Here is a 14707-nt window from a genome sequence, read left to right as displayed (position 1 = left end):
GCTCGGCGAGGGCGTCGCGGGGAGCCGTCGGCGGCGGGGTTTTCCACAGGCGCCGGGACAGGTTGGCCAATTGTCGGCGCGGTCTGGTTCGCTTGTGGCATGGAGATTCTCTGGGTCCTGCTGGCACTGGTCATGATCGGCTTTGTGCTGCTCCCCGTCTTCCGGCGCAGGCGCGGCATGATCGGGCAGGTGCCGCCGGGGCATCCGGACGCGGCGGACCCCGCGCACTACGGCTTCGCCCTGGAGGAGGAGCTGGACATCCGGATGCCCGGCCCCGACCAGGACCTGCTGGACGTCCTCGACCTGGTGCAGCGCACCCAGGACTACCGCGCGGCGCAGCAGCTCCTGGCCGGGACGGAGGCGGACGGCGAGCGGCGCTGGCAGCGCGTGCAGGCGTTCGCGGGCGCCGCGGCGCTGGAGTCGCAGCAGCGGCCGGGCGGGGTCGGTGAGACGCCGGGCGGTCAGTGGCTGCGGGTGTGGCGGGCGGAGCAGCCGAAGGACGCCGGCGGTGCCGCGGTGCACGCGGAGTTCCTGGTGCAGCAGGCGTGGCGGACGTCGACGCCCGGTACGGACGAGTTCCGGATCATCATGGAGGAGGCGAGGGCGGCGTGCGGTGACGCGGCGCTGCTCGCGCCCGGCGACCCGGTCCCGTACATCGTCGAGCTGTCGGTGGCTCGCGGCCTGGCCTACGAGCGCGCGGAGTTCGAGCAGCTCTGGCTTAGAATCCTGGACCGCGCCCCGGCGCACATGGGCGCGCACCTGGCGGCGCTGCACTACTGGTGCGAGAAGTGGCACGGCTCGCGGGAGCTGGCGTACTCGTTCGCGGAGGCCGCGGCGGCGCGGGCGCCCCGGGGTTCGCTGCTGGCCGCGATGCCGCTGTTCGCGGTGTTCGAGCATCTGCCCGAGGTCAACCTGGTCAGCGGTTTCTATCAGAGCGAGGTCGTCAGCAAGGCGGTGCACGGCGCGCTGCACGCGGTGCACTCGGCCCGGCCCGACGACCCGATGCCGGCGCACGTCCGCCATCTGCTGCTGTTCTTCCTGGTCCGCGGCGAGCGCTGGGCCGAGGCGATGAACCAGCTGGTGCACATAGACGGCCATGTCGGCGCCCTGCCCTGGACCCTGTCCGCCGACCCGGCGGCGGAGTTCGCGGTCTACCGGGCGCTGGCGGTGGCCGGATACGAGGCGAACGGAGGGAGTCCGGCCACGCTGCCGCACTGAGCCTCCGGCCACGCTGAACGTCCGGCCACGCTGAACGTCCGGCGGTGCTAAATGTCCGGCCCGTGTGAGCCGGGCCAGGCGCCCCTTTGACCTTGACACGGTGACAAGGTCTTCACTGCCCTCACTGCTTGTCGAGGAGGCCGGGAAGGCCGAGAAGGGGGTCCCATGACCGTGACCGGACCGGACTCGGAGGTGCCGGAGGCGCTTCGGTCCCTGGCGGACGGCCGTGCCGCCGTACGGCTGCGGGCCGCGCTGGCGGTCGGTACGGCGCCGGACGCGCGGTACGTCGGCGCGCTCGTCGAGCGCTGCGCCGTCGAGGACGAGTTCTTCGTCCGCGACATGCTGACCTGGGCGCTCACCCGGCACCCGGTGGCCCTGACGCTGCCCGCGCTGGTCCGGGAGGTGGGTTCGGAGCGGGCCCGGGCGCGGAGTCAGGCGCTGCACACGCTGTCCAAGATCGGGGACCGGCGGGCGTGGCCGGCGATCACCCGCGAGGTGCTGACCGACGCCGACGAGGAGGTGGCGCGCAGTGCCTGGCGGGCCGCGGTGCTGCTGGTGCCGGAGGGCAGGGAGCCGGAGCTGGCGGCGGTGCTGGCGACGCGGCTCGGGCGCGGTGGGCGGGAGACCCGGCTGAGTCTCAGCCGGGCGCTGGCGGCGCTGGGTGAGGTGGTCGTGCCGGTACTGCGGGAGGCGGGCGCCGGCCCCGATCCGGAGGTACGGGCGCACGCGCTCGCCACCGAGCGGCTGCTGCGGGACCCGGACGCCGGGTTCGAGGCGGCGGTCGAGGAGGCGAAGCGGATCGTGGCCCTCGGGGGAGACGGCTGACGGATGCTGATCGGTGAGGTGGCGCGGCGCTCCGGGGTCAGCGCGCGCATGCTCCGGCACTACGAGTCGCTGGGGCTGCTGCGGCCCTCGGGGCGTACGGGCTCGGGTTACCGCGAGTACTCCGGTGCGGACATCCGGCGGATCTTCCACATCGAGAGCCTGCGGTCGCTGGGGCTGTCGCTGCGGGAGATCGGGCGTGCGCTCGACGACCCCGGTTTCGCGCCGTCGACGCTGGTCGACGACCTCGTCCGGCAGACCCGGGAACGCATCGCGGCGGAGACCGAGTTGCTCACGCGACTGCGCCGGATCGAGGCCGCCGAGCCGGCCGGGTGGGAGGACGTGCTGCAAGTCGTCGCGGTGCTCCGGGGGCTGGGGGCGGAGAGTGCCGCCGCGCGTCAGCGGGCCGCGCTCGCCTCGGTCGACGAGGCACTGGTGCCGGTGGAGGCGCTGGTCGAGGCGGTGCTGAGCGAGACGGACACCAATGTCGCCGGTGCCCTGCGGTGGGCACTGGCGCACTCGGGCCACGACAGCGGCGCGCTGCTGGCCGAGGGCCTCGGCTCACCGGTGGCCGCGGTGCGCGAACGTGCCGTCCGGTGCCTGGCCGGGATGCCCGGGGCCGAGGCCGGCGCCCGGCTGCGGGACGCCCTCGGACACCCCGATCCGGCCGTTCGCAGCCAGGCGGCGGTGGCGCTCGGGACGCGCGGCGAGGCCGCGGCCGTGCCGGTCCTCGTGGACATGATCGTGGCGGGCCGCAACGACACCGACGCGGCCGACGCGCTGAGCGTGCTGGCGGGCGACCCGGCGACGGCGGAGCGGATCAGCGCCCGGCTCGTCGGCCGCCTCGCCCACGACACCACCGGCGCACCGGCCCGCGTACGGCTCACCCAGGCGCTCGCGGACATCCCTGGGCCGACGGCGTCCGATGCGCTCGTGGAGCTGTCGGCGGACCGGGACCGGGCGGTCTCGGTCACCGCGACGTATCTGCTGCGGCTGCGGGACGCCGACACGCGGTGAGGGCCAGAGCGCTGCCGAGGGTCAGCCCTCGCTGAGGGTCAGCCCTCGGTGCGGGGGCAGCCCTCGGCGCGGGGGCAGAGCTCCGCTGAGGGTCAGAGCCCCGCTGAGAATCAGCCCTCGGCGCGGGGTTAGGGCCCCACTGGGGGTCAGAGCCCCGCTGAGGGCAGGGCTCCGCTGAGGGTCAGCCCTCGGTGCGGGCCGGCAGCCGCCAGCCCGGGCGCGGGAAGTGGCAGGTGTAGCCGTTCGGGTACCGCTGGAGGTAGTCCTGGTGCTCGGGCTCGGCCTCCCAGAACGGGCCGACCGGCTCCACCTCGGTGACGACCTTGCCGGGCCACAGCCCCGAGGCGTCCACGTCCGCGATGGTGTCCTCGGCGATCCGCTTCTGCTCGTCGTCCACGTAGTAGATCGCCGAGCGGTAGCTCATGCCGATGTCGTTGCCCTGGCGGTTCTTCGTGCTCGGGTCGTGGATCTGGAAGAAGAACTCCAGGATCGCCCGGTAGTCGGTCCGCTCGGGGTCGAAGAGGATCTCGATGGCCTCCGCGTGCGTGCCGTGGTCGCGGTACGTCGCGTTCGGCACGTCTCCGCCGGTGTAGCCGACCCGGGTCGCCGTCACGCCCGGCAGCCGTCGGACCAGCTCCTCCATCCCCCAGAAGCATCCGCCCGCCAGTACGGCCCTCTGTGTCTGCGCGGCCATCACGGCCCTCCCATTTCTACGGTTGTCCTCGGTCGACTCGGTTCACCCTGGTCAACGCGCGAGGACACCGAGCGATTCCGGAGGGCCGTGCGGCCGGCCGGCCGGGGTCAGATCGTCGCCGTGTCGATCACGAAGCGGTAGCGGACGTCGCTGGCGAGGACGCGCTCGTACGCCTCGTTGATCCGGCTCGCCTCGATCAGCTCGATCTCCGCGCCGATGCCGTGCGCGGCGCAGAAGTCCAGCATCTCCTGGGTCTCGGCGATGCCGCCGATCATCGAACCGGCCAGCGTCTTGCCGCCGCCGATCAGGGAGAACAGGTTGAGGGAGATCGGCTCCTCGGGGGCGCCGACGTTGGCGAGGGTGCCCTCCGCCGTCAGCAGGCCCAGGTAGGCGCCGAAGTCGAGCGGCGCCGAGACCGTGGAGACGATCAGGTCGAAGGTGCCGGCCAGCTCGGTGAAGGTCGCCGGGTCGCTGGTGGCGTAGTAGTGGTCGGCGCCCAGCTTGAGGCCGTCGTCCTTCTTGCGCAGCGACTGGGAGAGCACGGTCACCTCGGCGCCGAGCGCGTGCGCGATCTTGACGGCCATGTGGCCGAGGCCGCCCAGCCCGATGACCGCGACCTTCTTGCCGGGACCGGCGCCGAACCGCTTCAGCGGCGAGTACGTGGTGATGCCGGCGCACAGCAGCGGGGCGGCCTCGTCGAGGGAGAGGCCGTCCGGGACGCGGACGGTGAACGCCTCGTCGACGACGACCTTCTGCGAGTAGCCGCCGTAGGTGGGCTCACCGTCGTGGCCGATGGCGTTGTACGTGCCGATGTTGCCGCGCACGCAGTACTGCTCCTGGCCGGCCTTACAGTTCTCGCACTCGCGGCAGGAGTCGACCATGCAGCCGACGCCCACCCGGTCGCCGACCTTGAACTTCGTGACACCGGGGCCGACCTCGGCGACGACACCGGCGATCTCGTGGCCGGGCACCATCGGGAAGATGGCCTCGCCCCAGCCCTCGCGGGCCTGGTGGATGTCGGAGTGGCAGATTCCGGCGTACTGGATGTCGATCAGGACGTCGTGCTCACGGACGTCCCGCCGCTCGATGGTGGTGCGCTCCAGCGGAGCCTTGGCGGCGGGGGCGGCGTACGCGGCGACAGTGGTCATGCCGGGTTCTCCGGAATTCCTCGTAGTGGTGCTTGGGTACGCCGTCCAGCGTGCCGACCGGACGGGCGGCCACCCAGACCACGGTTTTGCGTACGTCCGCCGTGCGTACCACTGGCAGGGTCAGGCTCCGGTGCCTACGACCAGGAATACTGGACCGCATGGACGTATCGCCCGATTCCGTACCCGAGGCCGGCCCGGGGCTCGACCAGCGCGCCGAGCTGAGCGAGTTCCTGCGCACCCGGCGGGCCCGGCTGAAGCCGGCGGACGTCGGGCTGCCCTCGTACGGCCGGGCCCGCCGGGTACCCGGGCTGCGGCGCGAGGAGCTGGCACAGCTCGCCGGGGTGTCCGTGGCGTACTACACCCGCCTCGAACAGGGCAACGGGCGGAATGTGTCGGCGGAGGTGCTGGACGCGATCGCCCGCGCGCTGCGGCTGACCGACGCCGAGCGCGCGCACCTGACGCATCTGGCGAAGCCGAAGCAGCAGCGGCACCGGCAGGCGGCGGTCCGGGCCCAGCAGGTCCGCCCGGCGCTGCGGCAGCTGCTGGACTCGATCGACACGGTGCCGGCGTACATCACCGGGCGGCGCACCGACGTCCTCGCCTACAACGGCCTGGCCTCGGCCCTGTTCGGCGACTGGGACCGGATGCCGGCCCGGGAGCGGAACTGGGCCCGGCTGGTGTTCCTGCGGCCGGACTACCGGGAGCTGTTCGTCGAGTGGGAGTCGAAGGCGTCCGACATCGTCGGCTATCTGCGGATGGACGCCGGGTGTCACCCGGACGATCCGCAGCTCGCCGCGCTGGTCGGGGAGCTGTCGGTGAAGAGCGAGACGTTCCGGCGGCTGTGGGCGGCGCACGACGTGAAGGAGAAGAGCCACGGGCTGAAGCGGATGCGGCATCCGGTGGTCGGTGAGCTGACGCTGTCCTTCGAGACGTTCCGCCTGGTGGACGACGCGGACCAGTCCCTGATCACGTACCACGCCGAGCCGGGCTCGGCGTCGGCGGACGCGCTGCGGCTGCTGGCGAGCTGGAGCGCGGAGGCGGCCGCGCACGCGTAAGCGCACGCGCGCGTATGCGCGTGTGCAAGCGCATGTGTAAGTGCCGGACGCGGCGGGTGGGGCCCAACTACCCTCGCGGGCATGCTGCTTCGCGGAATGTTACGAGTGATCATGATATTCGCCGTGGCGCTCACGGGGGTGTCCGGCGCGGGTGCGACGGCGGGGGCCGCCGAGTCCGGCGGGGAACCGCTGCTGTACTTCAACCACGCGTACGGGGTGCTGGACCGGGAGACCGCCGACGCGATCGAGGACTCCGCGTATCTGCGGGAGTTCGCCAACTTCCAGGTGCGGACCACGACCGGGGCGGACGGGCAGACCTGGACCGGGCGCTACCTGATGGGGCGCGAGACGTACGTCGAACTGTTCGGGGTGGGTGACCTCGCCGGGCCCGACGGCACCCTGGGCGCCGGCGGGCTGGGGGTGTCGGCCGAGCGGGCCGGCGATCTGGCGAAGGCCGTCGACCGGCTGCCGTCGTTCGGGGTCGCGGAGCCGGTCCTGTTCCAGCAGACCCGGGACTTCGGGGACGGGGTGCCGGTGCCGTGGTTCGACGCGGTGTTCACCGACACGCAGTACGACGCGTTCGGGGCGTGGGGGATGGAGTACCGGCCGGAGTACTTCGCCGACCCGCGCGGCAACACGGAGCCGGCGAGCGGGGCGGGGGACGTGGGCCGGGAGCGGTACCTGTCCGACGACTACGGGAGCCGTCTGATGCGGGACGTGACCTCCATCCACCTCGGGGTGACGCAGGGCGACCTGGCCGACACGGTTCCACTGCTGCGGGCGGGCGGGTTCGCGGTGCGGGTGCTGGCGGACGGCGGCGTGGTCGCTGACGACGGCATGACCAAGGTGCGGCTGGACGCCGTCCCGCGCGAGCGGGCGGGCCTGCGGCACATCGGCTTCGCCCTCAACCGCGCGGTGCCGGAACAGCGTGTGGAGCGGATCGGCGACTCGGCTCTGGTGGTCGGTCCGGGCGCGCGGGCGGAGTGGACCTTCGGGGGCGCGGAGTGAGCGGGGTTCAGAGGTAAGCGAGCGGGGTTCAGAGGTAAGCGAGCGGGGTTCAGAGGTAAGTGACGCCGGTCAGTTCCTCGGCCGCCGTCCAGAGCCGGGCGCCGACGGCCGGGTCGGCCGCCTCCCGGCTGAGCCGGGCGTCGGTGACCCGGCCCCGGGTCTCCCCGAGCCCGGCCGGTCCGAAGAACCGGCCGCCCCGCACCCCGGGTTCGGTCGCCGCGCGCAACTGCGGCAGCGTGCCCCGCTCCACCGGCTGGGTGACCAGCAGACCGCCCCGCGCGATCAGCCGCCCGAGCCGGCCACGGTGTTCCCAGGCCCGGGGCGTCAGATTGGTGCGGGTGAGACCCGGGTGGGCCAGCACGCTGACGACCGGTGATCCGGCGGCGCGCAGGCGGCGGTCCAGCTCGACGCCGAAGAGGGTGGTGGCGAGCTTGGAACGGCCGTAGGCGGACGCCGCCCGGTACTTGCGCTCGTACATGAGGTCGGCGAAGTCGAGGTGCGCGCTCTTGTGGGTGATCGAGCTGAGACTGACCACCCGGGCCGCCGGTGCCGCGCCCAGCGGGCCGAGCAGCAGCCCGGTCAGCGCGAAGTGGCCCAGCAGGTTGGTGCCGAGGTGCAGTTCGAAGCCGTCGGCGGTGGTGCGGCGCGGGCCCAGCAGCACCGCACCCGCGTTGTTGACCAGCAGGTCGAGCACCGGGTGGTCGGCGGCCAGCCGCGCCGCGAACGCGCGCACCGAGGCGAGGGAGGCCAGGTCCAGTTCCCGCACCTCGACGTCGCCGCCGATCCGGCGGGCGGCCTCCTGACCGGCGGCGGTGTTCCGTACGGCGAGCACGACGTGCGCCCCGTGCCGGGCCAGTTCGGTCGCGGTGACCAGGCCGAGGCCCGAGTTGGCGCCGGTCACTACGGCGGTCCGGCCGTGCAGGTCGGGGATGTGGTCGGCGGTCCAGTCGGTCATCCGCTGCTCCTGGGGTGTGGTGGTGCCGTGGCACGGCCACGCTAGGAGCGCCGCGCGCCGGTTCCGTCGTACCCGGTTGCCTAGGTCCCCGGCACCTACCTTCGGCGCCCGGCCCGGCGGCACACTTGCGGCATGACTCATCCGTACGCCCGTGAGCTGGGCGATTTCCTGCGGGCCCGGCGCGGGCGGCTGCGGCCGCAGGACGTCGGCCTGGAGCCGGGCGGCCGGCGCAAGGTCACCGGGCTGCGGCGGGAGGAACTGGCCCTGCTGGCCGGGCTGAGCACCGACTACTACCAGCGGATGGAGCAGGGCCGGGAGGTACGTCCGTCCGACGACGTCCTGGACGCGCTGGCCGGCGCGCTCGGCCTGGACGACGCGGAGCGGCGTCATCTGTTCGGCCTCGCCCGCGCCGCCCGCCGGCCCGTGCCGGACCGCGCCGACCACGGTCCGGAAACGGTGCCGGACGGCACCCGGCGGCTGCTGCGAGTCCTGGACACCCCGGCGGTCGTGCTCGGCCGGCACCTCGACCTGCTCGCCTGGAATCCGATGGCGCAGGCGCTGCTCGGCAGTCCGGGCGACCGCCCGGCCGAGCGGCTCAACATGCTGCTGCTGATGTTCGACGACACGCTGACCGGTGAGCGGAGCTGCCCGGACTGGGAGCGGCAGGCCCTGGACTACATCGGCATGCTGCGGGCCGCCGTCGCCACCGACCCCACCCATCCGCGCGCCACCGCGATCGTCGGCGAACTGAGCATCCGCAGCGCGGAGTTCCGGCGCCTGTGGGCCCGGCACGACGTCCGCGCGTCGGTCAGCGGCACGAAGACCTTCCGGGTGCCCGAGGTCGGCGACATCGTCCTGGACTGGGACACGTATCCCTTGCCAGGGGGTCCGGGCCCGGTCCTGCTCGTCTACACCGCCGAGCCGGACAGCCCCGACGCGGACCGGCTGCGCCTCTTGGCGTCCCTGCGGGCTACTCGCCCCTTTGGAGCGCGTTGACGAAGGGCGCCCAGGCGGGGGCGGTGACCATGAGGACCGGCCTGTCCGGAACCGTTGTCGCCGTAGCTGCTGCTACGCCAGGTACTGGGGGTTCGGTCGTTCCAGCTGCTTGCCGTTGCGGTATTCCTCCGCCGTCCGTTCGATGAGCCGCAGAGACTGCTCGGGGGGAAGTGCGGCGGCCTTGAGTCGTCCGTATGCCTTCGCGTACTGACTCACCAGCGACGGGTCATCGATCAGCTGGCCGCTGTACATGCCCTCCGTGTACATGATCGGCGGAGCATCGGCGAAGGTCAGAAAGGACGTCGAGCCCATCATGAACGGGTACGCCCTGGAACTCAGCGGAAGAATCTGCGGAACCGACCGGCGCCTGCACGCCACCTCGACGATGTGCGCGAGCTGTTCGGCCATGGCATCGGGCGGGATGATCGGCTGCCGCAAGGCCGACTCGTGGAGCACGATCCAGTTCTCGGGTGCGACACGATCCTCGTAACGCCACGCCCGCGCCCGCCGGGCCTCGATCTTCGCCGTCACCGCCTCCTCCGACTCCTGAGGGTGGGCTTGCAGGACGACAGCCCGGATGTACGGCGCCAGTTGAAGCGGTCCCGGGATGAGGGCCGGTCCCCACTCCTCGATCTCCGTGGCGTGTTCCTCCATGTCGAGGACATTGCTGAAGTACTCGGCATGACCGCCCCGCCGCGCCTTCCGCACATCCTCGCAATTGCGCTCGAAGTACTTGTCCGTCCCGAGGACCCGGTCCACATGCCGGGCCAGATCCATCGGCATCCGTCGCTCACCATGTTCGATGTCACTCAGATACGACTTGCCGTAGAAGCTGCCTTCGAGCAGCCCCTCCAGTGACAGTCCCGCCGCCTCCCGCTTCCAGCGCAACTCCTTGCCGTAGAACGTCGGGACGCTCATCGAGCCGTCGATGTCCTTGCGCCGTGCCATGTCCCTGCTCCCCGTCCTCTTCCGCATTCCGTGCCGCCTACGCGAAACCCCTTTCACGGTAGGACGCCCGGCGCCACTGTGTGAGGGATTCATCACACAGCGCACACGGAAAGGTGCCGTACCCCGTGCCCGACCTCCTGGAACTCGGCCTGCTCGCCGTCCCGAAAGCCGTCCCCGAACTCCGCCACCTGCTGCGTCACCACGGCCACGACGTCCTGCTCTGCGTGAGCGAACTGCTGACGAACGTCATCGACCACCTCGGCGCGGGCACCCCCGTGACCGTCCGGGTGTACGCCACCGGCGGCGGCCGCGTCCGCGTGGAGGTCACCGACCCCGATCCCCGCGCCCTGCCCGTCCTGCTGTCGGCGTCCGGCACGAGCGAGTCCGGGCGGGGGCTCGCCCTCGTGGCGGCGGTGGCGGTGCGGTGGGGCGTGGAGCCGGGCGCGGACCGCAAGACCGTCTGGTGCGAACTGGACACACCCCGGGAGAAGACGAAGGTCCCGCCGGAGGAACTCCCTCCGGCGGGACCTTCACAACCGTGCGCCTACTTGCCGTAGTACGCGTTGTACAGCGAGATCAGCGACGTGTTGCCCTTCTTGTCGGTGATCTTGGCGCGGAAGGAGATGCCCTTCCCCTTCGCCGGGTTCTTGACGGTGATCTTGCCCTTGGTGACCGTGACCTTCTTCCAGGTCTTGCCGGTGTCGTAGGAGGCGTACACCACCAGGGACTTCAGGTTGGAGCCCTTGGCGGCGCCCTCCACCGTGACCGGGATGCTCGCCTTCTGGCCGGCCGTCTTCTTGCTGTCCAGCGTCACGGTCGCGGTGAAGCGGGCCGAGGAGGCGGGCAGCTGGGTGAGGGTGCTGGTCTTCTTGGAGCGGAAGGTCCAGATCGCGTCGATCCGGCTGGCGGCGGCCGCGACCTTGGCGGAGCGCTTGACCGACGTGCTCAGCTTGTACTCCGCGTCACCGGACGGGACCGTGAACTCGCCCTCGCCGAACAGCGGGTCCTTGTTGGAGCCGACCTTGGTGCCGTTGCGGTACAGGTTCGTGGTGACCGAGGAGAAGTCCGACGAACCCGCGTGGCCCTTGCCGTCGGCGAACAGCGGGACGAGTCCGCTGATGGCGTTGCCCTCACGGAACAGGCCCCAGGACGAGGTGATGCGCGGCGCGAAAATCGCCGTGTTGACGGTGGTCGAGTAGCTCTTGCCCGCCGTGTACGCCGCCCCGGTGCTCACGTCGTAGTAGGCGTCGGAGACCGGGAAGCCCTCGGCGTCCACGCCGCCGTACTGGGTGAACCAGGTGTCCCAGCGGACGCCCGAGCCGGTGGACAGGTGCAGGGTGCGGGTGCCGGGCAGGGTCTGCGGGACGCCGGTCGAGGAGCCGCCGCCGCTGGTCGGCAGCCAGCCGACCGCGGTGACGTCGCCCTTCTTGCCGCTCGCGGAGGCGCCCATGCCGACCTTCACGGTGGCCAGTTCGGTCGCCTTGTAGTGCTTGGTGTAGCCGGTGGCGACCGCCTTGACCGCGCCGCCGGCGACGGTGTCGTACTGCTCGGTGCTGCCCTTGGCCCAGTGGCTGTCCCACTGCTGGGTCAGCGAGCCGTCGGTGAGCTGCGGGCCGAGGTGACGGGTGCGGAAGCCCTCGTAGCTCGGCAGGAACCAGCCGTAGCCGTAGCTGCTGTTCCCGGTCGTCACGGTGAAGTCGGCCGAGGCGAGGGCGGGCTTGGCCGCCTTGTCGGGGACGGTGATGTCGACGGGCTTGGTGGTACGGGCGTCCAGGGTGACCGTGGTGTCCTTGGCTATGGTCAGCTGGGGCTGGGCGATCCAGTCGGCGCCCTGGTACGTCTCCGGGTCGCTGCCCATGGAGAGCGCGGCGTTGAGGATGTAGCCGCCCTTGGGGACGCGCACGGTGACGGTGCCGTCGGCCTCGTAGGGCATCTGCCACTCGTCGGCGGCCAGCCCGGAGACGCCGGTCAGGTCGGTCTCGTAGTCGGCGGTCGGCTTGCCGTCGCTGCCGATGGCCTTCAGCGTGAGGTCGTAGGACTCCACCTCGCGCTGCACGGCGGCGGCGGTGCGCACGCTCTGACCGCCACCGGTGGCCGTCACGTACGCGGAGTACGCGCCGTCCAGCGTGCCGCCCAGGCGGGTGTCAGCGGTGATGCCGACGGAGGCGGTGCCGCCCGCGGGGACGGTGACGGTGTCGGCGTCCAGGGTGAAGAAGCCGGCCGGGGCCGCCGCGCCGTTCGGGCCGGTCGTGGTCGACGTCAGCGACAGGGTGACGTCCTCGGTGCCGAGGTTGCGGTACGTCAGCTTCTCGGTGGCCGGCTGGTCGTCGGTGTGCGGCCACTGCTGCACCCCGAAGCTGACCGAGGACGGCTCGGCGACGACGGTCTGGGCGATCGCCTTGTCGACCTGGATGCGGCCCGCGCCCTGCTGGGCCGGGCTGTACGCGCCGCCCTTGGCGGAGCCGGTGAGGGCGGCCTTCAGCTCGGTGTACGTCCAGTCCGGGTGCTGCTGCTTGAGGATGGCCGCGGCGCCCGCGACATGCGGGGTCGCCATCGACGTACCGGAGATGGTGACGTACCCGGCCGGGCTCTCGCCGTACTCCTGGGCGATGACGCTGCCGGGCGCGGAGGCCGCGGTGATGTCGACGCCGGGGGCGGTGACGTCCGGCTTGATCTGGCCGTCCAGGCCGGGGCCGGTGCTGGAGAAGTCGGCGAGCGCGTCCTTGGAGTCGACGGCGCCGACGGTGAGGGCGGCCGCGGCGCTGCCCGGCGAGCCGATGGTCTGGTCGCCGTACTCGCCCTCGTTGCCTGCCGCGATGGCGAACAGGATGCCCTTCTCGGCGGAGAGCTTGTTGACCTCCGCCTCCAGCGGGTCGATCTCGGGGGTGTCGCCGCCGCCGAGGCTCAGGTTGACGATGTCGGCGCCCTGCTCGGCCGCCCACTCCATGCCGGCCAGGATGGAGGAGTCGTCGCCGTAGCCGTCGTCGCTGAGCACCTTGCCGTTGAGCAGCTGGGCGCCGGGCGCGACGCCCTTGAACTTGCCGCCGCCCTTCGCGCCGGTGCCGGCCGCGATGGAGGCGACGTGCGTGCCGTGGCCGTACTTGTCGGTGGCGTCGGCGGAGGTGGAGAAGTTCTTCGCCGCGACGACCTGGCCCTTCAGGTCGGGGTGGGTGGCGTCCACGCCGGTGTCCAGGACGGCGATCTTCACGCCCTCGCCGTCGTAACCGGCCGCCCAGGCCGCCGGGGCGCCGATCTGCGGGACGGAGGTGTCGAGGCTGGCCTCGCGGACGCCGTCCAGCCAGACATGGGCGATGCCGGACGCGGTCTTCGCACCGTTCGTCACCGCCGCCCACAGGTCGGGAACGTCCCTGTGCGGGGTCTGCACGGCGTCGGCGTCGAGCGACTTGAGGCTGTGCCGCAGGGTGCCCGCGTCACGGACGCCGGCCTTGGTGGCGGCCGGCGCGCCCTTGTACCCGACGATGACCTTCAGGCCCTTCTGCTGGGCCTTGCGGGTCGCGGTCCGGTTGAGTTCGGTGATGTCGAACAGCCGCCGGTCGAGCTTGCCGGAGGCGATCAGGCGGGCGGCGTCGGACGGCAGCACCAGGGTGTGCCCGTCGACCCGGCGGACCTGCACCGGTATGTCCTCGCGGCCCTTGGCCCGCTCCAGACCGGTGACCCGGCCCTTGGCGTCCACGACGACCCGGTCGCCGGTGATCAGGGTGATGCGGTGGCCGGCGGTGAGCGCGGCGCCGGCCGCCCCGGGCGTGCTCGTCCCCTCCGCCGCGCCGACCGGAGCGGTCAGTCCGGCGGCGAGAGCGACAGCCGCCGCCACGGCGACCGTGGCGGCGTGCCCTCTGTTCATTTGTCTGCGCAAGGTTCCCCCTAGCGGATGTCCGGGCGACCAATCGGTTCACCCGGCCAGGGGTGGTCTCGCACGCGCGTACGCCCCCCGGAACACGCAGTATGCCGGGGGGCGATCACTCGCCTCAATGGATGAGAGAAAGGTGAGAGAACCGCCGGGCGACTGTTACCCGCCCGTCCGAAGTCCGTTACCCGGCCGATGGGTTGCCGCCCGTCGGCCGGACACGTTCAGCCGGACACGTTCAGCCGGACACGTTCAGCCGGACTCGCTCAGGCGGACGCGCCAGGCGGACGCGCTCAGGCGGACGCGTTCTCCTTGACCGTGATCCGGCCCTTGCGGATCGTCGCGAGCCGCGGGGCCTTCTTCGCGATGGAGGAGTCGTGGGTGACCATGATGAAGGTCAGCCCCAGCTCCTTCCACATGCGCTCGAGTACGTCCATGATCTCGTCGCGCATCGACTCGTCGAGGTTGCCGGTGGGTTCGTCGGCGAGCAGCACCTTGGGCTGCTTCACCAGGGCCCGCGCGATGGCGACGCGCTGCTGCTGGCCGCCGGACATCTCGCTGGGCAGGTGGCCGAGCCGTTCGCCGAGGCCGACGGAGGCCAGCGCCTCGGCGGCCCGCTCGCGGCGCTCCTTGGTCTTGACGCCGAGCGGCACCAGCGCGGTCTCGACGTTCTCCTGCGCGGTCAGCGTGGGGATCAGGTTGAACGACTGGAAGACGATGCCGATCGTCTCGCTGCGCACCCGGGTCAGCCGGGCCTCGGACAGCTTGGCCAGATCGGTGCCGTCGAGGACGATCTCGCCGGAGGTGGGCCGGTCCAGCGCGCCCAGCATCTGGAGCAGCGTGGACTTGCCGCCGCCGGTGGGGCCCTGGATGACCAGCCGGTCGCCGTCGGCGATGGTCAGGTCGATGCCGTCGAGGGCGTTGACGGTGTCCTTGCCGCGCGTATAGCGCTTGGTGACGCCTCTGAGTTCGTACATGGTG

At 72.0% G+C, this 14707-nt stretch carries 13 protein-coding genes; 7 read left to right on the top strand and 6 right to left on the bottom strand.

Annotated features, from left to right (window positions below):
- Nucleotides 1–99: 99 nt before the first annotated feature.
- The 3 genes from AB0G32_RS15190 to AB0G32_RS15180 all read left to right on the top strand — a co-directional run bounded on the left by AB0G32_RS15190 (nucleotide 100) and on the right by AB0G32_RS15180 (nucleotide 3057).
- Nucleotides 100–1218, top strand: coding sequence for a hypothetical protein (locus AB0G32_RS15190; protein ID WP_361162647.1), 1119 nt, complete (start codon nucleotides 100–102; stop codon nucleotides 1216–1218).
- A gap of 165 nt (nucleotides 1219–1383) precedes the next feature.
- A complete protein-coding gene (locus AB0G32_RS15185; RefSeq protein WP_361162646.1) occupies nucleotides 1384–2043 on the top strand; it encodes a HEAT repeat domain-containing protein in 660 nt (219 codons plus the stop codon).
- A gap of 3 nt (nucleotides 2044–2046) precedes the next feature.
- Nucleotides 2047–3057: a MerR family transcriptional regulator gene (locus AB0G32_RS15180; RefSeq protein ID WP_361162645.1), complete on the top strand. Its 1011-nt coding sequence runs from the start codon at nucleotides 2047–2049 to the stop codon at nucleotides 3055–3057.
- A gap of 181 nt (nucleotides 3058–3238) precedes the next feature.
- Here AB0G32_RS15180 and msrA read toward each other — a convergent pair whose 3' ends face one another.
- Together msrA and AB0G32_RS15170 are read right to left on the bottom strand one after the other, a co-directional pair.
- On the bottom strand, nucleotides 3239–3751 hold the full coding sequence (gene msrA, locus AB0G32_RS15175) for a peptide-methionine (S)-S-oxide reductase MsrA (RefSeq protein WP_361162644.1): 513 nt from the start codon (nucleotides 3749–3751) through the stop codon (nucleotides 3239–3241).
- Between the two features lie 107 nt (nucleotides 3752–3858).
- Nucleotides 3859–4899, bottom strand: a complete 1041-nt coding sequence (locus AB0G32_RS15170) for an NAD(P)-dependent alcohol dehydrogenase (RefSeq protein ID WP_361162643.1) — start codon at nucleotides 4897–4899, stop codon at nucleotides 3859–3861.
- Between the two features lie 158 nt (nucleotides 4900–5057).
- Between AB0G32_RS15170 and AB0G32_RS15165 the strand changes: the two genes are divergently transcribed.
- Both AB0G32_RS15165 and AB0G32_RS15160 read left to right on the top strand, forming a co-directional pair.
- The gene (locus AB0G32_RS15165; protein ID WP_361162642.1) at nucleotides 5058–5954 is read left to right on the top strand and encodes a helix-turn-helix transcriptional regulator; all 897 of its coding nucleotides are present in this window, start codon (nucleotides 5058–5060) and stop codon (nucleotides 5952–5954) included.
- A gap of 81 nt (nucleotides 5955–6035) precedes the next feature.
- The gene (locus tag AB0G32_RS15160) at nucleotides 6036–6962 is read left to right on the top strand and encodes a DUF5829 family protein (RefSeq protein ID WP_361162641.1); all 927 of its coding nucleotides are present in this window, start codon (nucleotides 6036–6038) and stop codon (nucleotides 6960–6962) included.
- 49 nt (nucleotides 6963–7011) lie between these two features.
- On the opposite strand, the gene AB0G32_RS15155 is transcribed toward AB0G32_RS15160, so the two are convergent.
- Nucleotides 7012–7917 carry an oxidoreductase gene (locus AB0G32_RS15155; RefSeq protein WP_361162640.1) on the bottom strand — a complete coding sequence of 302 codons (906 nt, stop codon included), beginning with the start codon at nucleotides 7915–7917 and terminating at the stop codon, nucleotides 7012–7014.
- 132 nt (nucleotides 7918–8049) lie between these two features.
- Between AB0G32_RS15155 and AB0G32_RS15150 the strand changes: the two genes are divergently transcribed.
- Nucleotides 8050–8913: a helix-turn-helix transcriptional regulator gene (locus AB0G32_RS15150; RefSeq protein WP_361162639.1), complete on the top strand. Its 864-nt coding sequence runs from the start codon at nucleotides 8050–8052 to the stop codon at nucleotides 8911–8913.
- A 72-nt stretch (nucleotides 8914–8985) separates the two neighbouring features.
- Here AB0G32_RS15150 and AB0G32_RS15145 read toward each other — a convergent pair whose 3' ends face one another.
- Entirely contained in the window at nucleotides 8986–9861 is an 876-nt protein-coding gene (locus AB0G32_RS15145) for a helix-turn-helix transcriptional regulator (RefSeq protein WP_361162638.1), read from the bottom strand.
- Between the two features lie 125 nt (nucleotides 9862–9986).
- Here AB0G32_RS15145 and AB0G32_RS15140 point away from each other — a divergent pair, with 125 nt between their 5' ends.
- Complete coding sequence (locus AB0G32_RS15140; protein ID WP_361162637.1) at nucleotides 9987–10418, top strand: ATP-binding protein; 432 nt, start codon at nucleotides 9987–9989, stop codon at nucleotides 10416–10418.
- On the opposite strand, the gene AB0G32_RS15135 is transcribed toward AB0G32_RS15140, so the two are convergent.
- Nucleotides 10406–13723: a S8 family serine peptidase gene (locus AB0G32_RS15135; protein WP_361162636.1), complete on the bottom strand. Its 3318-nt coding sequence runs from the start codon at nucleotides 13721–13723 to the stop codon at nucleotides 10406–10408. The two genes, AB0G32_RS15140 and AB0G32_RS15135, sit on opposite strands and share 13 nt — an antisense overlap.
- Nucleotides 13724–14019: 296 nt before the next feature.
- A complete protein-coding gene (locus AB0G32_RS15130) occupies nucleotides 14020–14703 on the bottom strand; it encodes an ABC transporter ATP-binding protein (RefSeq protein ID WP_361162635.1) in 684 nt (227 codons plus the stop codon).
- Nucleotides 14704–14707 lie beyond the last annotated feature (4 nt).

It is taken from the genome of Streptomyces sp. NPDC023723, from assembly GCF_040639815.1.
Lineage (GTDB): Bacteria > Actinomycetota > Actinomycetes > Streptomycetales > Streptomycetaceae > Streptomyces.
Note: the sequence above shows the minus strand (reverse complement) of the source record. Positions and strands in the feature narration are given on the sequence as shown.